This is a genomic window from Superficieibacter sp., assembly GCF_032071645.1.
Taxonomy (GTDB): domain Bacteria; phylum Pseudomonadota; class Gammaproteobacteria; order Enterobacterales; family Enterobacteriaceae; genus Superficieibacter.
Genome location: NZ_DAMAPU010000014.1, coordinates 68,464 through 89,789 on the forward strand (window position 1 = coordinate 68,464; position 21,326 = coordinate 89,789).

The 21,326-nt window shown below is 56.7% G+C and carries 17 protein-coding genes and 1 pseudogene; 7 read left to right on the plus strand and 11 right to left on the minus strand.

What is annotated here, in order from left to right; all coding sequences use genetic code 11:
• Window positions 1-126 precede the first annotated feature (126 nt).
• Entirely contained in the window at window positions 127-1,233 is a 1,107-nt protein-coding gene (gene asd, locus RT197_RS18470) for an aspartate-semialdehyde dehydrogenase (RefSeq protein WP_312952612.1), read from the minus strand.
• Between the two features lie 200 nt (window positions 1,234-1,433).
• Between asd and yhgN the strand changes: the two genes are divergently transcribed.
• A complete protein-coding gene (yhgN, locus tag RT197_RS18475; protein ID WP_312952613.1) occupies window positions 1,434-2,027 on the plus strand; it encodes an NAAT family transporter YhgN in 594 nt (197 codons plus the stop codon).
• A gap of 198 nt (window positions 2,028-2,225) precedes the next feature.
• Window positions 2,226-2,927 carry a TIGR00266 family protein gene (locus tag RT197_RS18480; protein WP_312952614.1) on the plus strand — a complete coding sequence of 234 codons (702 nt, stop codon included), beginning with the start codon at window positions 2,226-2,228 and terminating at the stop codon, window positions 2,925-2,927.
• A gap of 82 nt (window positions 2,928-3,009) precedes the next feature.
• Here the strand turns inward: RT197_RS18480 and gntU are convergent.
• From gntU to RT197_RS18505, 5 genes and pseudogenes are all read right to left on the minus strand, one after another.
• A pseudogene (gntU, locus tag RT197_RS18485) lies at window positions 3,010-4,361 on the minus strand (gluconate transporter).
• On the minus strand, window positions 4,358-4,891 hold the full coding sequence (gene gntK / locus RT197_RS18490; protein ID WP_312952615.1) for a gluconokinase: 534 nt from the start codon (window positions 4,889-4,891) through the stop codon (window positions 4,358-4,360). Before gntK ends, gntU begins: the two are co-directional and overlap by 4 nt.
• Window positions 4,892-5,030: 139 nt before the next feature.
• Window positions 5,031-6,026 (minus strand): gluconate operon transcriptional repressor GntR, encoded by a 996-nt coding sequence (gene gntR, locus RT197_RS18495; protein ID WP_312952616.1) that lies wholly within the window; start codon window positions 6,024-6,026, stop codon window positions 5,031-5,033.
• A gap of 94 nt (window positions 6,027-6,120) precedes the next feature.
• On the minus strand, window positions 6,121-6,816 hold the full coding sequence (locus tag RT197_RS18500; RefSeq protein ID WP_312952617.1) for a pirin family protein: 696 nt from the start codon (window positions 6,814-6,816) through the stop codon (window positions 6,121-6,123).
• Window positions 6,817-6,936: 120 nt separating this feature from the next.
• On the minus strand, window positions 6,937-7,971 hold the full coding sequence (locus tag RT197_RS18505; protein ID WP_312952618.1) for an oxidoreductase: 1,035 nt from the start codon (window positions 7,969-7,971) through the stop codon (window positions 6,937-6,939).
• Between the two features lie 138 nt (window positions 7,972-8,109).
• On the opposite strand from RT197_RS18505, the gene RT197_RS18510 reads away from it, so the two are divergent.
• From RT197_RS18510 to yhhY, 4 genes are all read left to right on the plus strand, one after another.
• Window positions 8,110-9,186: a LacI family DNA-binding transcriptional regulator gene (locus RT197_RS18510; protein ID WP_312952619.1), complete on the plus strand. Its 1,077-nt coding sequence runs from the start codon at window positions 8,110-8,112 to the stop codon at window positions 9,184-9,186.
• 121 nt (window positions 9,187-9,307) lie between these two features.
• Window positions 9,308-12,394 (plus strand): beta-galactosidase, encoded by a 3,087-nt coding sequence (locus tag RT197_RS18515; RefSeq protein WP_312952620.1) that lies wholly within the window; start codon window positions 9,308-9,310, stop codon window positions 12,392-12,394.
• A 64-nt stretch (window positions 12,395-12,458) separates the two neighbouring features.
• Window positions 12,459-13,721 (plus strand): MFS transporter, encoded by a 1,263-nt coding sequence (locus tag RT197_RS18520; protein WP_312952621.1) that lies wholly within the window; start codon window positions 12,459-12,461, stop codon window positions 13,719-13,721.
• A 223-nt stretch (window positions 13,722-13,944) separates the two neighbouring features.
• The gene (yhhY, locus tag RT197_RS18525; protein WP_312952622.1) at window positions 13,945-14,433 is read left to right on the plus strand and encodes an N-acetyltransferase; all 489 of its coding nucleotides are present in this window, start codon (window positions 13,945-13,947) and stop codon (window positions 14,431-14,433) included.
• 503 nt (window positions 14,434-14,936) lie between these two features.
• Here the strand turns inward: yhhY and ggt are convergent.
• Window positions 14,937-16,673, minus strand: a complete 1,737-nt coding sequence (gene ggt, locus RT197_RS18530) for a gamma-glutamyltransferase (protein ID WP_312952623.1) — start codon at window positions 16,671-16,673, stop codon at window positions 14,937-14,939.
• A 123-nt stretch (window positions 16,674-16,796) separates the two neighbouring features.
• On the opposite strand from ggt, the gene RT197_RS18535 reads away from it, so the two are divergent.
• A complete protein-coding gene (locus RT197_RS18535) occupies window positions 16,797-17,180 on the plus strand; it encodes a DUF2756 family protein (protein WP_312952624.1) in 384 nt (127 codons plus the stop codon).
• On the opposite strand, the gene ugpQ is transcribed toward RT197_RS18535, so the two are convergent.
• The 4 genes from ugpQ to ugpA are packed head-to-tail and all read right to left on the minus strand — an operon-like array spanning window position 17,177 to window position 20,721.
• Window positions 17,177-17,920: a glycerophosphodiester phosphodiesterase gene (ugpQ, locus tag RT197_RS18540; protein ID WP_312952625.1), complete on the minus strand. Its 744-nt coding sequence runs from the start codon at window positions 17,918-17,920 to the stop codon at window positions 17,177-17,179. The two genes, RT197_RS18535 and ugpQ, sit on opposite strands and share 4 nt — an antisense overlap.
• Window positions 17,917-18,990 carry a sn-glycerol-3-phosphate import ATP-binding protein UgpC gene (locus RT197_RS18545; protein WP_312952626.1) on the minus strand — a complete coding sequence of 358 codons (1,074 nt, stop codon included), beginning with the start codon at window positions 18,988-18,990 and terminating at the stop codon, window positions 17,917-17,919. The genes ugpQ and RT197_RS18545 overlap by 4 nt, the downstream gene beginning before the upstream one ends.
• Window position 18,991: 1 nt before the next feature.
• The gene (gene ugpE / locus RT197_RS18550) at window positions 18,992-19,837 is read right to left on the minus strand and encodes a sn-glycerol-3-phosphate ABC transporter permease UgpE (protein ID WP_312952627.1); all 846 of its coding nucleotides are present in this window, start codon (window positions 19,835-19,837) and stop codon (window positions 18,992-18,994) included.
• Complete coding sequence (gene ugpA, locus RT197_RS18555) at window positions 19,834-20,721, minus strand: sn-glycerol-3-phosphate ABC transporter permease UgpA (protein WP_312952628.1); 888 nt, start codon at window positions 20,719-20,721, stop codon at window positions 19,834-19,836. The genes ugpE and ugpA overlap by 4 nt, the downstream gene beginning before the upstream one ends.
• Window positions 20,722-21,326: the final 605 nt, after the last annotated feature.

Genomic DNA, 21,326 nt, shown 5'->3' on the forward strand with positions numbered 1-21,326 from the left:
TATAAACATCTCGCTTAAGCATAGCCAACGACTTATTGCTCCCCCGAAAAAAAATGAAACATTGCGTGACTCCTTGTTTAGCGCGAAAAAAGGGGGGTATTACACCCCCTTATTTTAGTTACGTCATTACGCCAGTTGGCGGAGAATACGGCGTAGCGGTTCCGCCGCCCCCCACAAGAGCTGGTCGCCAACGGTAAAGGCGGAGAGATACTCCGGCCCCATATTCAGTTTGCGCAGGCGGCCTACCGGCGTTGCCAGCGTGCCGGTGACCGCTGCCGGGGTCAGTTCGCGCATGGTGATGTCCCGATCGTTAGGGATTACTTTCGCCCACGGATTGTGCGCCGCCAGCAGTTCTTCGATAGTCGGGACAGAGACGTCTTTTTTCAGCTTGATGGTAAACGCCTGGCTATGGCAGCGCAGCGCGCCGACGCGCACGCACAGGCCATCGACCGGGATGGTGGTCGTGGTGCCGAGAATTTTGTTGGTTTCCGCCTGGCCTTTCCACTCTTCGCGGCTCTGGCCGTTATCGAGCTGTTTGTCGATCCACGGGATCAGGCTGCCTGCCAGCGGTACGCCGAAGTTATCGACCGGCAGGTCGCCGTTACGGGTCAGGGTGGTGACTTTACGTTCAATATCCAGGATTGCCGACGCCGGATTCGCCAGCTCATCGGAAACGTGGTTATACAGCTGTCCCATCTGCGCCAGCAGTTCGCGCATGTGACGCGCGCCGCCGCCGGATGCCGCCTGATAGGTTGCTACCGACACCCAGTCCACCAGATCGTTGGCAAACAGGCCGCCGAGCGACATCAGCATCAGGCTGACGGTACAGTTGCCGCCGACGAACGTCTTCACGCCGTGATTAAGGCCGTGAGAGATCACATCCTGGTTCACCGGATCGAGAATGATGATCGCGTCATCTTTCATACGCAGCGAGGAGGCCGCATCGATCCAGTAGCCCTGCCAGCCGCTTTCACGAAGCTTCGGATAGATTTCGTTGGTATAATCGCCGCCCTGGCAGGTGACAATAATGTCGAGCGCCTTCAGCGCCTCAAGATCGAATGCGTCCTGAAGCGTGCCTCCACCCATGCCGCCGAACGTCGGGGCGGCCTGTCCCAGCTGGGATGTAGAGAAGAAAACGGGGCGAATGGCGTCAAAATCGCGCTCTTCAACCATGCGCTGCATGAGTACAGAGCCGACCATACCGCGCCAGCCGATAAAACCAACATTTTTCATAGCGTTTTTTTCCTGCAAAGATGTGTGCTGTTGTGCAATCCAGTTACCCACTGGTATATCCTTCACCATACAAAAAGCAGCCAAAGTCGCAAGTGAAATTAATCGATGATGCCGGTGGCATAAGAAGTGGGTCTAATCGCACTCACCATCACCCCGACAATCGAATAGTAACGCTTAATTATTATCAGGGAATTTAGTTAATGAATGAAATCATTTCTGCCGCCGTTTTGTTGATCCTGATTATGGATCCGCTGGGAAATCTGCCGATTTTTATGTCGGTACTTAAGCATACTGAACCAAAGCGTCGGCGGGCGATCATGATCCGCGAACTGTTTATCGCGCTGCTGCTGATGCTGATTTTCCTGTTCGCGGGCGAAAAAATCCTCGCGTTCCTTAGCTTACGCGCGGAGACGGTGTCTATTTCCGGCGGCATCATTCTGTTCCTGATTGCCATCAAAATGATTTTCCCCAGCGCCTCCGGCAACAGCACCGGGCTTCCTGCCGGGGAAGAACCGTTTATCGTGCCGCTGGCCATTCCGCTGGTTGCCGGGCCGACGCTGCTGGCAACGCTTATGCTGCTGTCGCACCAGTATCCGAATCAAATGGGGCATCTGGTAATCGCCCTGCTGCTCGCCTGGGGCGGTACTTTTGTGATCCTGCTTCAGTCGTCGCTGTTCCTGCGCCTGCTGGGGGAGAAAGGTGTTAACGCGCTGGAACGCCTGATGGGGCTGGTGCTGGTGATGCTGGCGACGCAGATGTTCCTCGACGGGATACGGATGTGGATGAAGGGATAAGGCCGTCTCTTCATCTTTTAAAAGCTGAATATCAATAACGGACAGCCGCCCTCTTGCTGTCCATTCCCGGAATCCGCAAAAAAAATCAATCCGTTGTGGCTTCCGACGCGATATATTTGCCTCCGATTACGGTTAAAAGCAACAGACCGGAAATAGTTGTTTTCATAATGGATTTAATGAGTTCAACAGAGATAAATAATGAAATACGAACTTTCAAGTGAAGGATCATGTCCTCTGGTCCTGATTTCGCTCGGCATGAACGAGCAGGTAAATATCGAACATGGTTCAATGGTGTTTCACAACGGCAAAGTGAATCTTGAAGGCCGGATGAATCAAAACGGCTCTGGCCTGCTCGGCGGGATTATTAAAGCCGCCGCCCGATCGATGGTTAGCGGCGAAAACTTCTTTGTGACCACCGCTACCGGCACTGCCAACGATGCGCTTCTTGCCATTTCGGCCGGCGCTATTGGCAACGTTAAAGCGCTGGACGTCGGAAGCCGCAAATGGTGCCTGAACGACGGTGCCTTTTTAGCCTGCGACAGCAGCGTGACGTACAGCATGAAACGGCAATCCGTGGGCCGCGCCATTTTCGGCGGCACTGGCGGACTTTTTGTGATGGAAACCGCAGGCATCGGCACTCTGCTGATCAACGGTTTTGGCGAGATCGTCGAACTGGAACTCGACGGTAACGATACGCTGGTGGTGGATAACAATCACGTCGTCGCGTGGGAAAACAGCCTGTCCTACAACATCAAAATGGCCTCCGGCATTTTCGGCTTTAAAACCGGCGAAGGCGTGGTGAATGAATTTACCGGCAGGGGAAAACTGCTGGTACAGTCAAAAAACATTGCGGAATTTGCCTCTGTATTGGTGCCTTATTTGCCCATACCGAAGAAATAGTTCAGACCACTGACGTCATAACAGAACCGACTCAATGCTGGCATACCCACCGAACAGGATATGCCAGCATTCGTAACATCAATCAGCTCAGCAAGCTAAACGCGATCGCGCCGACAGTGGCCCCGACCACGCCGAGGATGGTTTCCATCATCGTCCAGGTCTTCAGCGTTTGCGCTTCCGACGCGCCGGTAAATTTGCCGAACAGCCAGAAGCCCGCGTCGTTAACGTGGCTGACGACGATCGAGCCGCCCGCGATGCAGATTGACAGTGCCGCCATCTGCGCGCCGCTGTAATGCAGCTGTTCGATGACCGGCATGACCAGGCCCACGGCGGTCAGGCAGGCAACCGTTGCGGAACCCTGGATAATACGCACCGCAGCCGCAAGAACGAAGCAGGTAACGGCAATCGGCAGGCCCATGCCGGTCAGGGCTTCACCCAACGCCGGGCCGACGCCGGGCCGACGCCGGAATCCACCAGCACCTGTTTAAACACGCCGCCAGCACCAATCACCAGCAGAATAATCCCCGCCGGTTGCAGCGCGTGACCGCAGATTTCCATCACCCGATCTTTTGCCATGCCCTGACGCATCGCCAGGCCGTAAATCGCTACCAGACAGGCCACGAGGATCGCGGTAAACGGATGGCCGATAAATTCGAACCATTCATACGCGGTCGAGCCTTGCGCCACAAAGCGCGCGGCGATCGTTTTCAGGCCGACCAGCACCAGCGGCAGCAGGATCAGCGAGAGGCTGAAGCCAAACGACGGCATTTTACCTTCGCCGAGGTGCGGCTCGCTGATATCGTCAGGAATATTCAGTTCCACGTAGCGGCTGATGAAGTTGCCCCACAACGACCCGGCGATAATCATGCCAGGGATAGCGGCGCACAGGCCGATGAGGATCATCCAGCCAAAATCAACGTGCATCTGCGAAGCCAGCAGCATCGGTGCAGGTCCGGGCAACAGAAAGGCCGCCGCCGCCGCAACGCCCGCAAACAGCGGGATCACCAGCTTCACCAGGTTGGTCCCGGTGTGGCGCGCCATCGAAAACGCGACGCTAATCAGCAGTACAATTGCCACTTCAAAAAACAGCGGCAGCGCGCAGATCAGCCCGGCCAGGCCGATAGCGTAGTGCGCGCGGCTGTGTCCGAAGGATTTAAGCATTTTGACGGCAATCTGATCGACCGCGCCGGTTTCATGCAGGATCTTGCCAAACATCGCGCCCAGCGCGACCACAATCGCCAGAAAGCCCAGCGTGCCGCCCATCCCTTTTTGCATGGTATCGGCAATTTTGTCGAGCGGCATCCCGGAAAAAAGGCCCGCGCCAATAGAAACCACCATTAAAGCGACGAAGGCGTGCATACGCGCCTTCATCACTAAAAACAGCAGCAGCATCACTGATCCAACTGCTGTTAAAACAAGCGTTAATGTACTCACTGCTGACTGCCTTTGTTAATCACCTCAATCGTACTGGCTACCACATCGTCCAGCGGCTGGTCGATATCCACCACCAGCACATCGCGCTCGTCCGCGCCTGGCTCCTGCAGCGTTTCAAACTGGGTGACCAGCATCTGGGTTTTGAAGAAGTGGCCTTTACGCGCCTTCAGACGAGTTTCGATCACCTCAAAATCGCCTTTCAGATAGATGAAAGACAGATTGGGATTGCCCTCACGCAGCTGGTCGCGATAGTGCTTTTTCAGTGCGGAGCAGACGATCAGGGACACTTTGTTGGTGCGCTGCATGGCAAAGGCGGCGTCGTTCAGCGCCTGTAACCAGGGCTTGCGGTCTTCGTCGTTCAGCGGCTCGCCGGAGGCCATTTTGTTAATGTTGCTGCGCGGATGGAGAAAATCGCCATCAAGAAACGCGGCGTGAATTTGATGTGCGACTTCGCTTGCCACAGCGGATTTGCCGCTGCCGGAGACGCCCATCAGGACATAGACGTGGTGATCGTGGTTAGTCGTGCTCAAAGCGCCCTCCCCAGGGATTGATGTGCTGAATTGTTACGGGTAACAGTTATCGGTAACATTGTCCGGTCGGACTACTACAGAAGCAATAACCATTGATGGCAGAAGTGAATAAGTGTGAGCTACATCAAACTTGTCGGGGCTAAATAGATCCACCCGGTGACAAAGTGAAACCTAAATCTAACATTTTAGGCGAAACCGCTTCACCCCGGATACGCGCCAGCAAACGCTCCGCGCCGATGCGTCCCATCCGCTCACGCGGCGTGAGAACGCTGGCGAGACGGGGTTCCATCACCTGACCGATATCGTGGCCGTGAAAACCGGCAATTGCGATGTCATCCGGGATTTTCAGCCCCAGGCGCTGACATTCAAATGCTGCGCCGACCGCCAGGTCATCGTTGGTGCAGAAGATACCGTCAAGCTGCGGATATTCGCGCCGCGCCTGGCGCATCAGTTCAATGCCCGATGAGTAAGACGACGATTGCTCCACCATCACGCTGTAAGGGATCAGCCCGGCATCCAGCATCGCCTGCTCATAGCCCTTCTGTTTGATGATAGTACGTTCATCGAGACGTGCGCCCAGATAGGCGACGTGGCGATGACCGCGCGCAATGATGGCGGCGGTCATCTGGCGGGCGGCTTCAAAGTTGTCGAAGCCGACGGCGATATCCAGGCACGGCGACTGGCTGTCCATCAGTTCCACCACCGGAATGCCCGCCACTTCGATCATCTTCAGGGTACGCGGCGTGTGAGTACGCTCGGTGAGGATCAGGCCGTCAATGTTCCAGGAAAGCATGGATTCCAGCCGCTCCTGCTCCATCTCCGGTTTATAGCCGTAGTGCGCCAGCATGGTCTGATAGCCGTGGGCATCGGTGACGCTCTCAATACCGCGCAGCACTTCGGCAAAGACCTGGTTAGTTAATGAAGGAAGAAGAACGCCCACCGCACGGCTGGTGGCATTAGAGAGGATGTCGGGAGCGCGATTAGGAATGTAGCCCAGTTCATCAAGGACGGCGGCGATCTTGCCACGCAGCGCGACGGAGACCTGCTCCGGGTTACGTAAAAACCGGCTGACCGTCATTTTGGTCACGCCGACGCGATCGGCCACATCCTGGAGTACGGGTCTTTTCTTTTTCATCGTCCTGACTGCGATAAAGAGTGAGAGATTTCCTCAGTTTATCACGGACGACGCTCAACCTTTCCTGCTGATGAGGAAAGGTTGAGAAATTTATTTATACCGGCGGCAGATCGAACAGCAAAATTTCACTTTCGCTGCTGGCATGAACAGAAAGCGCCTGCTCATCCCAGATGGCCAGACCATCGGCGGTGGTCGCAGAAGTGCCGTTGATGCTGACATCACCTTTTACCACCTGGATCCAGACGCGGCGGTTAGCGGCAATCTGATGCGCCGACTGCTCACCTTTCGCCAGCGCCCAGCGGTACAGTTCCATATCCTGGTTGACCTTCAGCGAGCCATCGCGCGCTTCGGGTGACAGCACCAGTTGTTTGCCCTGCGCGGCGTCGAAGCGGCGCTGCTCATAGCGCGGCGTGATGCCGGTTTTTTCCGGGATGATCCAGATTTGATACAGGTGCAGCGGCTCGGTTTCACTCGGATTGTACTCTGAGTGTTGCACGCCGGTGCCCGCGCTCATGATCTGAAATTCCCCGGCCGGGATCTGCTCTTTATTGCCCATGCTGTCCTTATGCGCCACCGTACCTTCCAGCACGTAGGTCAGGATTTCCATGTCTTTATGCGGATGCGTGCCAAACCCCTGCCCCGCGTCGATCACATCATCATTAATGACCCGCAGCGCCGAAAAGCCCATAAAATTGGCGTCGTAGTAGTTGGCAAACGAGAAGGTATGCCAGGAATCCAGCCAGCCATGCCGGGCGTGACCACGGTCATTCGCTTTGCGTAAATAAATCATTGTTGCCTCCTCATCATGTCGATGAGGTAAGTCTGGACGCAAACCGTTGCCGATCATAGAGGGTGAAAATTGACTCCTCTGTTCAAAAAATATGAACAATGCCGAGGAGCCGTTTGAGGGTCAGGCGAGAGTGATTGTGGCTGGCGACTTCTGTTCAAAAGCGCGTTCGAGAATTTCCAGATTGGTGAGAACATCAGATTCTCTGACGTAATTTTCCGCGCCGGAGGTCAGCGTTGCATACAGCGCGTCATACACCCGGCCATAATCGCCGGTTTCCGGTCGCACTTCTTCGCGTACGGTGACGCCTTCCGCATTCACGTACTCCAGTTGCCCGATGCTGTCGTCAGCGGCAAATCCCGGTTCACCCGGCATAACGTTGGCCTTCAGGCTGGTTTCCTGCTGGTCGATACCGTATTTGATAAACGATCCTTTGGTGCCGTGAATGATAAATTTGGGATAGTCGATTTTGACCAGATGGCTGGTTTTGACAATCGCCTTCAGGTCGCCATAAAACAACTGCGCTTCAAAAGTATCATCTGGATTGGCTTTATCGCGCAGGCTGCGCAGGTCGTAAGCCACGTGGTCCGGGCGGCCAAACAGCGAGATAATCTGATCCAGGGTATGCACGCCCAGCCCGTAAAACATGCCGTCCTGCGGCAGGCCAGGTTTGGTCTCCGTGAACGGGCGGTAATAGTCAAAATGGCTTTCGATCTCGACAATCTGCCCCAGTTTGCCGCTTTCAATCACTTTTTTTGCGGTCAGAAAGCAGGAGTCAAAGCGGCGGTTCTGATACGGCGTGACCGTCAGCCCTTTGCTTTTCGCCAGCTCAAACAGCGTTTTCGCCTCGGCAATGGTCGGTGTGAAGGGTTTCTCCACCAGCACGTTCTTGCCCGCTTCCAGCGCGCGTTTTGCGTAGTCAAAATGGCTGTCGGCATGGGTACAAACGATCACCAGCTTCACCTTGTCATCGTTTAAGACTTCATCCAGATCGCTGGTAAAATGAATATGCGAATACTGCGGCTGCTGCTCCTCCGGCTTCGGGTGGCGACGGAAAATGTGCGCCACGTGCCAGCTGTCCTTGCGGTTCAGGACATACGGAAGATGGTAACGGGTGGTGCTTTTGCCGAAACCGATAAATGCGCACTCCAGAGTCATTGTCGTCTCCTTTTTTGACGTCGGATATCATTAACCTTAATGCATTTTCGCGCTGCCGTGGGCGCTGATTATCCTGCGCAGCCAGAGAATATGTGTAAAATAGCCTCGCCCGTAACCTGAGTCGTAAGGAAGCCTGGTATGAAACCCAAATCTGTGACGCTGTACGATGTAGCCGATGCCGCCGGTGTTTCTTACCAGACCGTTTCCCGCGTCATCAACCAGGCCAGCCACGTATCGGAGAAAACCCGGCTGAAGGTGGAAGAAGCCATGCGGGCGCTGAATTACGTGCCCAACCGGGTGGCGCAGCAGCTGGCGGGGAAAATCAGCCAGACTATTGGGCTTGTGACCACTAACCTCTCGCTCCACGCGCCGTCACAAATTGCGGCAGCGATCAAATCCAGAGCGGGCGAGCGGCAGTTTAACGTGGTGATCTCAATGATCGAAAAGCCGGGGCGGGAAGCCAGCAAAGCGGCGGTCAACAGCCTGCTGTCGCAGCGGGTGGACGGCCTGATCATTAATATTCCTCTGGAAAACGACGACGCGCAGGCGGTGCAGGCCATCTGTGGCAGAGTGCCATCGCTATTTCTCGACGTTTCACCCGATCTTCCGGCAAGCAGCATTATTTTCGATCCCTTTGACGGCGCGCGCCTCGGCGTCGATCGGCTGGTCGCGTTAGGGCATCAGCACATCGCCCTGCTGACCGGGCCGCTCACTTCGGTTTCTGCCCGCCTGCGTTTTGAAGGCTGGCAGCAGCGGCTCGCACATCATCAGCTTCGCGCGGCCCGCGTGCTGCACGGCGACTGGAGTTCGCTGTCGGGTTATGAACAGACCCTGCGCCTGCTGGATACCGGCACACAGCCGACCGCACTGCTGGTGGCAAATGACCAGATGGCGCTGGGCGCACTGCGGGCGCTGGCGGAAGCGGGTCTGCGCGTCCCGGCGGAGATGTCGGTGATTGGCTACGATGACACCGAAGACAGCGCTTGTTTTATTCCGCCGCTGACCACCATCAAGCAGGATTTTAAACGGCTGGGTCAGGCGAGCGTCAACCGCCTGATAGACCTGATCCACGATGCTGACGCCGCCTCTGACGTGCTGCCGGTAACGCTGGTGGAACGCAAAACCACCGCCGCACCGGGCGACGCCACGCCCTGCGCGCAAACGCTGGCGGAGGCGCTGACTACCCTCGCCCGCCAGGTCGCTCGCCTGGGCTAACCGCCAGCCCACTTTGTGACGCCCGTCACCTAAACCACCCTTCCCGCTTTACAGCATGGCCCGCAAAAACCATAGTGATTCAAAATTGTGAGCGAATAACAAAACGCAAAGGAATTTGTCTATGACCATTTATGCAGGCTCCACCGCTGCCACACTCACCGCTATTCTTGCCCGTCGAGACTGGGAAAATCCGTCTGTTCCGCACCTGAATCAGCTCCCCGCCCATCCGCCATTCGCCAGCTGGCGCACGCCGAAAGCCGCGCGGGATGAGGCAAAACCCAGTCATCTTCAGTCGCTCAACGGCCTGTGGAAATTCAGCTATTACACGCACCCGGAAGCGGTGCCGGAAAGCTGGATCAATGAAGATCCCGCCACCGCAGATGAAATAACCGTACCGTCGAACTGGCAGATCCTCGGCTACGATGCGCCCATTTATACCAACGTGACCTACCCTGTTCCGGTCAATCCGCCCTTTGTGCCGACGGAAAATCCTACCGGATGTTATTCGCTCACATTTAATCCTGATGAAGCATGGCTTCAGAACGGGCAGACGCGGATTATCTTCGACGGCGTGAATTCCGCGTTTCATCTGTGGTGCAACGGACACTGGATCGGTTACGCCCAGGACAGCCGCCTGCCGTCAGAATTCGACCTCAGCGCGGTACTTAAGCCGGGTGAAAACCGCCTGGCGGTAATGGTGCTGCGCTGGAGCGACGGCTCGTATCTCGAAGATCAGGATATGTGGCGGATGAGCGGCATTTTCCGCGACGTTTCCCTGCTGCATAAGCCAGACATCCATCTCAGCGATGTGCGCATTACCACGCATCTGAATGAGGATTTCACCCGTGCCACGCTGGAAGTGCTGGCGGCGGTACAGGGCGACATCGGGAGCAAAACGCAAATCGCCGTGCAGCTATGGCGCGGCGAGACGCTGGTCGGCGAAACCCGGCAGGCCATCGGCAGCGAGATCATCGACGAGCGCGGGGCATATTCTGACCGCACCACGCTGCGCCTGGCCTTTGAACACCCGCAACTGTGGAGTGCCGAAACGCCGCATCTGTATCGCGTGGTCGTCGTTCTGCATGATGCCGCCGGTCAGGTGATCGAAGCCGAGGCTTACGACGTGGGCTTTCGCACGGTAGAAATTACCGACGGGCTGCTGAAGATCAACGGCAAGCCGCTGCTGATTCGCGGTACCAACCGCCACGAACATCACCCGGAAAACGGTCAGGTGATGGATGAAGAGACGATGCGCCGGGACATTATGCTGATGAAGCAGCATAACTTTAACGCCGTGCGCTGCTCGCATTATCCGAATCACCCGCTGTGGTATCGGCTGTGCGATCGCTACGGTCTGTACGTTGTTGACGAAGCCAATATTGAAACCCACGGCATGGTGCCGATGAACCGTCTGACGGACGATCCGGTGTGGCTGCCTGCGATGAGCGAGCGCGTGACCCGCATGGTGCAGCGCGACCGCAACCATCCTTCTGTTATCATCTGGTCGCTGGGCAATGAATCCGGTCACGGCGCGAATCATGACGCCCTCTACCGCTGGATCAAGAGTAACGATCCCACCCGCCCGGTGCATTACGAAGGTGGCGGCGCAAACAGCACCGCCACCGATATCATCTGCCCGATGTACGCGCGCGTCGATCAGGATCAGCCGTTCCCGCAGGTGCCAAAATGGTCGATCAAGAAATGGATCGGCATGCCGGGAGAAGATCGCCCGCTGATCCTCTGTGAATACGCCCATGCGATGGGCAACAGCTTCGGCGGCTTCCATAAATACTGGGCGGCGTTCCGCCAGTATCCACGGCTCCAGGGCGGTTTTGTCTGGGACTGGGTGGATCAGTCGCTGATCAAGTGCGACGCCAGCGGGCAGCCTTTTTCGGCCTACGGCGGCGATTTTGGTGATACCCCGAACGATCGCCAGTTCTGCATGAACGGGCTGGTTTTCGCCGACCGCACCCCACACCCTTCCTTGTATGAAGCGCAGCAGGCGCAGCAGTTCTTTCAGTTTACGCTGGCGCAGAATGCGCTGACCGTCACCAGCGAATACCTGTTCCGCCACAGCGACAACGAGCGCCTGATCTGGACGCTAAAACAGGAAGGCGAAACGCTGGCGCAGGGCGAAGCCATTCTGGATATCGCACCGCAGGGCAGCCAGACGCTGACGCTCGACGCGCTGCCGGTGAGCACTCGTCCGGGCCAGGTGTGGCTGAATGTCGAAGTGCAGCAGATTGCCGCTACCGACTGGAGCGAGGCCGGGCATGTCTGCGCCTGGCAGCAGTGGCGGATGCCCGACGTGCTGACCGTGCCATCTCCCGCCGCAGAAGGCAGCGCCCCGCAACTCACCGCCAGCGAAGATCACTATGACATTACGCACGGCAGTCAGCGCTGGCAGTTCAGCCGCCAGACCGGGCTGTTGACCCAATGGTGGTCGGACGGGCGCGAGACGCTGCTGACGCCGTTGCAGGATCAATTCACCCGCGCGCCGCTGGATAACGACATTGGCGTCAGTGAAGCGACGCGCATCGATCCCAACGCCTGGGTTGAGCGCTGGAAGGCGGCGGGCATGTACGAGCTTGAATCTCAGCTGGCAGGCTGTGACGCCAGCGTCTGCGGCGAGGAAATTCAGCTGCGTACCGTGCATCTGTGGCAATTCCAGAGCAAAACACTGCTCATCAGCCGCAAAACCTATCGCATTGATGCGCTGGGTGAACTGCATATCAGCGTTGATGTTGATATTGCCCACGGCACTCCCGCCCCGGCGCGTATCGGTCTGACCTGCCAGCTGGCAGAGGTTCAGCCGGACGTCTGCTGGCACGGGCTGGGACCGCATGAAAACTACCCGGATCGGAAAAGTTCAGCCCGCTACGACCGCTGGCAACGACCGCTGGAGGCGCTTTACACGCCTTACGTCTTCCCGACGGAGAACGGCCTGCGCTGCGATACCACCCGGCTGGAGTATGGCGATCACCGCTGGCAGGGTCATTTTCATTTCAACATCAGCCGCTATGGGCAAAAACAGCTCCGCGAAACCTCGCATCGTCATCTGTTGCAGGAGGAACCGGGGAGCTGGCTGAATCTGGATGGCTTCCACATGGGCGTCGGCGGCGACGACTCGTGGAGCCCCAGCGTTTCCCCGGAATTTTTATTGCAGGAAAGCCATTACCACTATGCGCTGAGCTGGGCGCGTCGCTAACCACCAGTCTTTATCGGGCGGACCTGGCCAGTCTGCCCGCATTATCATTACTAAGGATAAGATCATGAATTACATGAGAAACACCAATTTCTGGATGTTCGGGCTGTTCTTTTTCTTTTACTTTTTCATTATGGGCGCGTATTTCCCGTTTTTTCCGATTTGGCTGCATGACATCAATCACATCAGCAAAAGCGACACCGGGATCATCTTCGCCTGCATTTCCTTTTTCTCACTGCTGTTTCAACCCATATTCGGCCTGCTTTCCGACAAACTCGGATTAAAAAAACATCTGCTGTGGATCATTACCGGGATGCTGGTGATGTTCGCGCCGTTTTTCATTTATGTATTCGGGCCGCTGCTGCAAACCAATATCCTGCTGGGATCGATTGTCGGTGGTATTTACCTGGGATTCATCTACAACGGCGGCGCGCCCGCCATAGAAGCCTATATCGAAAAAGTCAGCCGTCGTAGCCAGTTTGAATTTGGTCGCGCGCGTTTATTTGGCTGCGTGGGCTGGGCGCTTTGCGCGTCTATCGTCGGCATCATGTTCACCATCAACAACCAGTTCGTTTTCTGGCTCGGTTCCGGCTGCGCGGTGATCCTTGCCATCCTGCTGTTTATCGCAAAACCCCAGGCACAGCCCTCGGCACAGGTTGCGGATTCACTGGGGGCTAATCACTCGCCGTTCAGTTTCCGTCTGGCCATGGAACTGTTTAAAAATCCAAAGCTATGGTTTTTGTCGCTGTATGTGGTGGGTGTTTCATGCACCTATGACGTTTTCGACCAGCAGTTTGCGAACTTTTTTACCTCTTTCTTCAGCACTCAGGATCAGGGCACCCGCATCTTCGGCTATGTCACCACGATGGGTGAACTGCTTAACGCCTGCATCATGTTTTTTGCGCCGCTGATTGTGAACCGCATTGGCGGGAAGAACGCGCTGCTGCTGGCGGGGATGATTATGTCGGTGCGCATTATCGGCTCGTCTTTCGCCTCTTCACCGCTGGAAGTGATCGTCCTGAAAACGCTGCATATGTTTGAGATCCCGTTTCTGATCGTCGGCTGCTTCAAATACATTACCAGCCAGTTTGAAGTACGTTTTTCGGCGACGATTTATCTGGTCTGCTTCTGCTTCTTTAAGCAGTTGGCGATGATGTTTATGTCGGTTTTCGCTGGCTACATGTACGACAAAGTGGGCTTTCACGGGGCATATCTGACGCTGGGACTGGTCGCGTTGTCCTTTACGCTGTTATCCGTCTTTACGCTAAGCGGCATGGGACCGCTGGCGGCAATTCGCTCCTTTGGCAAACCGAAAGAAACGCTGGCCTGAGGTAAAAAAAAAGCCAGCACGCGGCTGGCTAAGATAATACTGGAAGCAATGTGAGCAATGTCGTGCTTTCAGGTTTTCCGTTCAGGACTCCCTGAATGCATGACAATAATAATCATTATCATTCGCACTTGTCTACCTCTTTTTGTCAAAATTTTGGTTATTGACAGGTTGATGAAAGTCATTGAAGTTAAAGGGGACTTATAACTAATTGAGGATAAAAGGAATGAGCGAGATAGTGATACGCCACATTGAAACGCGCGACGCAGAAGCCTTACGTCAGATTAACGCGCATCCTGAGGTGTATCCGAGTGTGCTACAACTTCCTCATCCTTCTGTTGAAATGTGGCAGGAACGGCTAAAGCCCCAGCCGGGCCTTCGACATCTGGTGGCCTGTATTGATGAGCAGGTCGTCGGGCATCTGGCGCTTCGCGTAGAACAAAACCCGCGCCGCAGTCACGTTGCCACACCAGGCCTCAGCACCGACCCTGAATTTCGCCAGCGCGGGGTAGGATCGGCGCTGATGCGCGAGATGATCAACCTGTGCGACAACTGGCTGCGTATCGAACGCATTGAACTGACGGTTTTCGTAGATAATGCACCGGCCGTCGCGCTGTACCGCAAATTCGGCTTTGAGGTCGAAGGCACCGGCAAGCGCTACGCGTTACGTAATGGCGAATACGTGGATGCGTATTTTATGGCGCGGGTGAAGTGATGCGACTCCCTCTTTCTGGGGTCGGGAGAAAAACAGAATAGCGTCGCGAAAAAGGTCAGGGGTTTCCCCCTGACCGCTCCGGGCACGTTGCCAGTGCACAGCATACAGCCCGTTTAACGTACCACCATTATCTACGGTAGCGAGCGAGATAAATCAGGATAAGACCGGATAACACGCCCGCGAGGGTGGATACCGTCAAATCCTGCAACATCGCCATTAATACGTGCTGCATCGTTTAGCCTTTTGAGGTTGCACCGGCAACCGTTCGCGGCTATCCTTGAATTGCTGAGTTTCAAAGAATCGCCCTCGTAAGTTGCCTGAAAACAACGTGCGAGGGTTTTTTCTTTCCAGCAGTGACGCCGCCGGGGTTAAAGCCCCCGCAACGTTGCGCCTGGTCAGCGAAGCGCTGACGTAGTGCTATTCTACTTCAGCACCCTGCTGATTCCCAGTAAAACTCATGCCTGGCAGGAGCTTACCGGGAATAGCGCGCCAGCGCGCAGTCACTAATACCCCGCCGTCAAATCATCCACCGAACGCGGGTCCGACGCGCCGTACAGCGTGCCATCCGGCGCGATCATAATGCTTTGCGTGCTACCCATCGCTTCTTTCACCGCCACCTTTTGCCCTTTTTGCTCGAGCAGTTTCAGCGTATCCGGGCTGAAGCCCTTCTCCACGCGCAGTTCATCCGGTAGCCACTGGTGGTGGAAGCGCGGGGCGTTTGTGGCTTCAGCGACGTTCATCCCAAAATCAATGCTGTTGACCACCATTTGCAGCACGGTAGTGATGATCCGACTCCCGCCAGGGCTGCCGGTGACCAGCCAGGTTTTACCGTCTTTAACCACAATGGTGGGTGACATCGACGACAGCGGACGTTTTTTCGGGCCGACCGCGTTGGCATCACCGCCGACCAGGCCGTAGACGTTCGGCACGCCGGGTTTGGCAGAGAAATCATCCATTTCATTGTTCAGCAGTATGCCGGTGTTTCCGGCCACAATCCCGGTACCGAAGGTGGTATTCAGCGTATAGGTGACCGCGACCGCGTTACCGTCTTTATCCACCACCGAAAAATGCGTGGTCTGGTTGCTTTCATAAGGCGCAAGTTTGCCGGGGCGGATCTGGCTTGACGGCTTCGCCTTGTTCACGTCGATTTGTTGAGCAAGGGATTTGGCATACTCTTTGCTGGTCAGCGCCTGCCACGGCACTTTCACAAAGTCCGGGTCGCCGAGATATTCCGAACGGTCGGCATAAGCATATTTCTCCGCTTCCGCCATCACCTGCATGGCATCCGCGCTGCCGAAGCCATATTTACTGAGATCGAAGTTCTCCAGGATATTCAGGATTTGCACGATATGGATGCCCCCTGACGAAGGCGGCGGCATGGAGAAAACCTGATACCCGCGATAGTCGCCGCTAATCGGCGTGCGCTCCACCGCGCGGTAGGCCGCTAAATCCTCTTTGGTGATCAGCCCGCCGTGGCTGCTCATCTCCTGCGCAATCTGATCGGCAATCGCCCCTTTATAAAACTCTGCCGGGCCGTTTTCCGCAATCATTTCCAGACTGTGCGCGAGATTCGCCTGCACCAGCTTGTCGCCTTTTTTCAGCGGCTCGCCGTTTTTCCAGAAGATCGCTTTACTGTTTTCATAGTTCGGCAACACCTCGCTGCCGTAGGTTTTCAGATCGTCCGCCAGCGCGTCATTGACCACAAAACCCTCTTTTGCCAGCGCGATCGCCGGGCGCACCACTTTATTCAACGGCAGCGTGCCGTACTTCTCCAGCGCCAGCGAGAATCCGGCGACCGTACCCGGTGTACCGGAGGCCAGGTGTGAGGTCAGCGATTTTTTGCTGTCAGGGTTGCCCTGATCGTCGAGAAACATATCGCGCGTGGCGTTGGCCGGAGCCATTTCGCGAAAATCAATGGCGGTAGTGGTGCCGTCTTTGGTGCGCAGCAGCATAAAGCCCCCGCCGCCGAGATTGCCCGCCTGCGGATGCGTCACCGCCAGCGCGTAGCCCACGGCGACCGCCGCATCCACCGCGTTACCGCCCTCTTTCAGAATATCCACGCCCACCTGCGTCGCGGCTTCATCCACCGAGGCAACCATTCCCTGCTTTGCCACGACCGGATGAAAGACATCGGCCTCAACGCCATACGAGACCGGCTGCGGTGCCGCCAGCGAGCTAAAACACCCTCCCGCCACCAGGGCAGCCGCCGCTACCCAGCGCAAAAACGTCGGTTTCATCATCGTTTTTCTCCAGAGATATGAGGGATGAGTCCCCGCTTAAGTCTGGTCCACAATGCTTAAAAGATCATCGTTTTGACGGAAACCGATTACACTTAACAGATGCTACCGGAGGAGGAAAAGCAGATGAAAAGACTTTTACTTCTGTCACTTTTTGTACCCGCTGTCGCGTTTGCCCAGCCGATCAACACCCTGAATAATCCGAATCAGCCGGGTTATCAGTTCCCCAGCCAGCAGCGGATGCAGACGCAGATGCAGACCCAGCAAATCCAGCAGAAAGGGATGCTGAATCAGCAGCTACAGATGCAGACCCAGGCGCAGCAGCAGCATCTGCAAACTCAGATGAGCAACAATTCAGAGCGCATCCTGCAAAGCCAGCCGGGACAGCAGGTGCTGCCGAACACCGGCGGCGGAATGTTAAGCAGCAGCGGCGAGCAGCATATGCTCACCGAGAAAAAGAATGGCGATATGCTGCGTAACCCGGTGACGCCATCGGTGACACAGCCTTAATCTGCCTGAAAATCTGGCCCGATCAGATCGATACGGTCGGTGCAGATGCAATCCACTCCCCAGCGCAGCAGTTGTGCCGCGCGCTGGGGCTGATTCACCGTATACACCAGAATATGCAGTCCCGCCTCGCGCAGTTGCCGGACGCGCGTTTCATCCAGCAGTTTATGATTGAGATGAACAGAAACGCAGCCCAGCCGTGCGGTCAGGGCATGCCAGTCGTCACGCCACTCATCCAGCAGCAGCCCGCGCGGCAGTTCAGGTGCCGCCGCCTGCGCCGCTTCCAGCGCGTCAATATCAAACGAGGAGAGCAACGGCGCAGTCATTCCCTGCCAGAGTTCGCGCGCGCTGAGGGCCACCGTTTTGCCGGTCAGCGGCCCGGTGCCGGTGGTCGGTTTGATTTCGATATTCGCCATCATTCCGTGCTGATGGCAGCGTTCCGCCACCTGCGAGAGTAGCGGCAGCGGTTCGCCTTTAAATTCACCGCTGAACCAGCCGCCCGCGTCCACATTAAGCAGTTCATTCCACGTCAGATTTCCCGCCACGCCCCAGCCATTGCTGGTGCGTTCAAGGTTGTCGTCATGCAGCAGGAAAATGTGCCCGTCACGCGACAGCTTTACGTCGAACTCAATCATTTTGTGGCCCAGCCGCGCGCCGACGTCAATGGCGGCCAGCGTGTTTTCCGGGGCCAGCTTGCCGCCGCCGCGATGCGCGACGATACGGGGATAAGGCCAGTTACTCATATACGTTGTCCTGTTTCACCATCAAATAGATGCAGATGCTCTTCCGCCATATGCAGCCACAGCGTGCTGCCCGGCGCGGGTCGCACTTTATGCGCCAGACGCGCCACCAGCTTCTGTTGTCCCCAGCGTCCGTGGGCGAGGTTATCCGCGCCCAGCATCTCCAGTGTATCCATCACCAGCGGTACGCCGCCTTCCGCCTGGGAGCTTAGCGCAATATGTTCCGGGCGGATACCCAGCGTCATTTTACGCCCGGCATAGCCGCGATAGTACCAGTTGATTGGCAGCGCCATGCCGCTCTCCAGCTCAAAATGGGTACCTGACATGCTGATGCGTCCCTCCAGCAGATTCATCGCCGGGCTGCCGATAAAGCTCGCCACAAAGCGGCTGGCCGGTTTTTCATATACCTCAACCGGGGTGCCGATTTGCTCCACCACGCCTTTGTTCATCACCATCACCCGCTGGGCGAGGGTCATCGCTTCCACCTGATCGTGCGTCACGTACAGCGACGTGGTGTTCAGCCGACGGTGAAGATGCTGAAGCTCCAGGCGCATCTGCACCCGCAATTTGGCGTCGAGGTTAGACAGCGGCTCATCAAACAGAAAGACCGCCGGATCGCGCACGATGGCGCGGCCCATCGCCACCCGCTGGCGCTGACCGCCGGATAATTCACGCGGACGGCGCTTTAGCAGCGCGTCGAGTTCCAGAATACGCGCCGCCTCCTTTACCCGCTCAGCGATGTGCCCCTTGCCCATCCCGCGAATTTTCAGTCCCCACGCCATGTTCTCTTCCACGCTCATATGCGGATAAAGGGCGTAGTTCTGGAACACCATCGCAATACCGCGATCTTTCGGTTCGCTTTCCGTCACCCGCTGGCGGTCGATCCAGATATCGCCGCTGCTGACGCGCTCCAGCCCGGCGACCATCCGCAGCAGGGTGGATTTACCGCAGCCGGATGGCCCGACCATAACAATAAACTCGCCATCGGCAACATCGACGGTCAGCGGCTGGATCACCTGCGTTTTTCCACCGTCCCAGCTTTTGCTGACTGCCTGTAATTTTAATCCTGCCATCTTATTTCTCACTATCGACGAGGCCACGCACGAACGCACGCTGCATGGCTAATACAATGACGACCGGCGGAATGAGCGTCAGCAGCATTGCCGCCATCACCTGATTCCACTGGGTGGTTCCCTCTCCGGTCGCGATCATCCCTTTAATCCCGGCCACCGCCGTGCCGAGGTTGACGTCGCTGATAATCAGTAGCGGCCACAGATACTGGTTCCAGCCGTAGATAAAGGTGATCACGAACAGCGCCGCCAGATTGGTTCTGGAGAGCGGCAGCACGATGTCGCGGAAGAAACGCATCGGCGACGCGCCGTCAATGCGCGCCGCTTCGATCAGCTCGTCCGGCAGGGTCATAAAGAACTGACGGAACAGGAAAGTCGCGGTCGCCGAGGCCATCAGTGGCAGCGTCAGCCCGGCGTAGCTGTCGAGCATATTCAGGCTGGCGATGACGTCTACCGTCGGGAAAATACGCACTTCGACCGGCAGCATCAGGGTGATAAAAATCATCCAGAAGAAAAGGTTACGTAGCGGAAAGCGAAACCAGACGATCGCAAACGCCGAGAGCATTGAAACCGCAATTTTGCCGACAGTAATGCCGAACGCCATGAGGAAGCTGTTCAGCATCATCCGCCAGAACGGGGCGCTGTTAACCCCTACGCCCTGCGTCCAGATGGTTCCAATATTTTCCAATAAATGACGACCGGGGATCAGCGTCATTGGTGTGTCGAATACCGCTTTGTTGTCCAGCGTCGCCGCGACAAAGGCAACGTACAGCGGAAACAGGATGGCGACGATCCCAAGGATTAGCATGGTATGGCTGAATATTGTCAGCCCGCGACGGTTCTCAATCACTGATAGCGCACCTTACTTTCAACATAGCGGAACTGAACCACCGTCAGGATGATGACGAGGAACATCAGCACCACCGATTGCGCGGCGGAGGCGGAGAGATCCAGCCCGGCAAAGCCTTCGCGGTAAATTTTGTAGATAAGGGTCGTGGTGGCCTGGACCGGCCCGCCTGCGGTCGCGGCATCGATAACCGGGAAGGTATCGAAGAAGGCGTAGACCAGGTTAACCACCAGCAGGAAAAAACTCACTGGCGCAATCAGCGGCAGGGAGAGTTTAAAGAAGCGGCGTACCGGCCCCGCGCCGTCGATAGCGGCGGCCTCCACCAGCGAGCGCGGGATGGATTGCAGCGCAGCAAAGAAAAACAGGAAGTTATAGCTGATCTGCTTCCAGACAGAGGCGAAAACGACCAAAAACATCGCCTGACCGCTGTTCTGTGCATGATTCCAGTCATAGCCGAATTCCGCCAGAAAATGGGTGATAAGGCCGCGTCCGGGGTTGAAGAGAAAAATCCACAGAACGGCGGCGACCGCAGGGGCAACGGCGTAGGGCAGCAGCATCAGCGTCTGGTAAAAACGGCTACCGCGCACCACGTAATCCACCAGCGCGGCGAAAAACAGCGAGGCCAGCAGGCCGCTGAATGTTACTAATGCGCTGAATTTGATGGTGGTCCAGAAAGCGTCAAGATAGTAGCTATCGTGAAACAGGACGGCAAAGTTCGCCAGCCCGACAAAGGTGCTGGAAAGGCCAAAAGGATCGACGCTCAGCAGCGAGTACCACAGCGCCTCACCTGCGGGCCAGATAAAGAAAATAACGGTGATGACCAGCTGCGGGGCCACCAGTAAATACGGTAGCCAGCGTGAGCGAAAAACCGGACGTGATGAAGACATAAGTAAGCTCTGTAATGTTAATACTGCTCTCTGCCAAAGGGAGAGGGAATTCGAAACTTCGGTCCCATAGGTGGGGAAGGGAGGACAAACGCTTCCCCTCTCCCCGGCCCTCTCCCTCGAGGGTCAGGGAGAAAAGCGGCACCGGGGAACAGCGGTAAAAGCGTGCCACGGACAGTTCCCTCTCCTGGGGGAGAGGGTCAGGGAGAGGGCGAAAAACTACCCCCGCACCCACCCAATTTCACCAGACGCTCCCCCTCTCCCCGGCCCTCTCCCTCGAGGGAGAGGGGGAAAAACGGCACCGGGGAACAGCGGTAAAACCGTGCCACGGACAGTTCCCTCTCCTGGGGGAGAGGGTCAGGGAGAGGGCGAAAAACTACCCCCGCACCCACCCAATTTCACCAGACGCTCCCCCTCTCCCCGGCCCTCTCCCTCGAGGGAGAGGGGGAAAAACGGCACCGGGGAACAGCGGTAAAACCGTGCCACGGACAGTTCCCTCTCCTGGGGGAGAGGGTCAGGGAGAGGGCGAAAAACTACCCCCGCACCCACCCAATTTCACCAGACGCTCCCCCTCTCCCCGGCCCTCTCCCTCGAGGGAGAGGGGGAAA

Coding starts and splice junctions, on each gene's coding strand:
- yhgN (WP_312952613.1), top strand. CDS start 1,434: ATGAATGAAATCATTTCTGCCGCCGTTTTGTTGATCCTGATTATGGAT.
- asd (WP_312952612.1), bottom strand. CDS start 1,233: ATGAAAAATGTTGGTTTTATCGGCTGGCGCGGTATGGTCGGCTCTGTA.
- gntR (WP_312952616.1), bottom strand. CDS start 6,026: ATGAAAAAGAAAAGACCCGTACTCCAGGATGTGGCCGATCGCGTCGGC.
- yhhY (WP_312952622.1), top strand. CDS start 13,945: ATGAGCGAGATAGTGATACGCCACATTGAAACGCGCGACGCAGAAGCC.
- RT197_RS18500 (WP_312952617.1), bottom strand. CDS start 6,816: ATGATTTATTTACGCAAAGCGAATGACCGTGGTCACGCCCGGCATGGC.
- ggt (WP_312952623.1), bottom strand. CDS start 16,673: ATGATGAAACCGACGTTTTTGCGCTGGGTAGCGGCGGCTGCCCTGGTG.
- ugpQ (WP_312952625.1), bottom strand. CDS start 17,920: ATGAGTAACTGGCCTTATCCCCGTATCGTCGCGCATCGCGGCGGCGGC.
- RT197_RS18545 (WP_312952626.1), bottom strand. CDS start 18,990: ATGGCAGGATTAAAATTACAGGCAGTCAGCAAAAGCTGGGACGGTGGA.
- RT197_RS18535 (WP_312952624.1), top strand. CDS start 16,797: ATGAAAAGACTTTTACTTCTGTCACTTTTTGTACCCGCTGTCGCGTTT.
- RT197_RS18510 (WP_312952619.1), top strand. CDS start 8,110: ATGAAACCCAAATCTGTGACGCTGTACGATGTAGCCGATGCCGCCGGT.
- ugpA (WP_312952628.1), bottom strand. CDS start 20,721: ATGTCTTCATCACGTCCGGTTTTTCGCTCACGCTGGCTACCGTATTTA.
- RT197_RS18480 (WP_312952614.1), top strand. CDS start 2,226: ATGAAATACGAACTTTCAAGTGAAGGATCATGTCCTCTGGTCCTGATT.
- RT197_RS18515 (WP_312952620.1), top strand. CDS start 9,308: ATGACCATTTATGCAGGCTCCACCGCTGCCACACTCACCGCTATTCTT.
- RT197_RS18520 (WP_312952621.1), top strand. CDS start 12,459: ATGAATTACATGAGAAACACCAATTTCTGGATGTTCGGGCTGTTCTTT.
- RT197_RS18505 (WP_312952618.1), bottom strand. CDS start 7,971: ATGACTCTGGAGTGCGCATTTATCGGTTTCGGCAAAAGCACCACCCGT.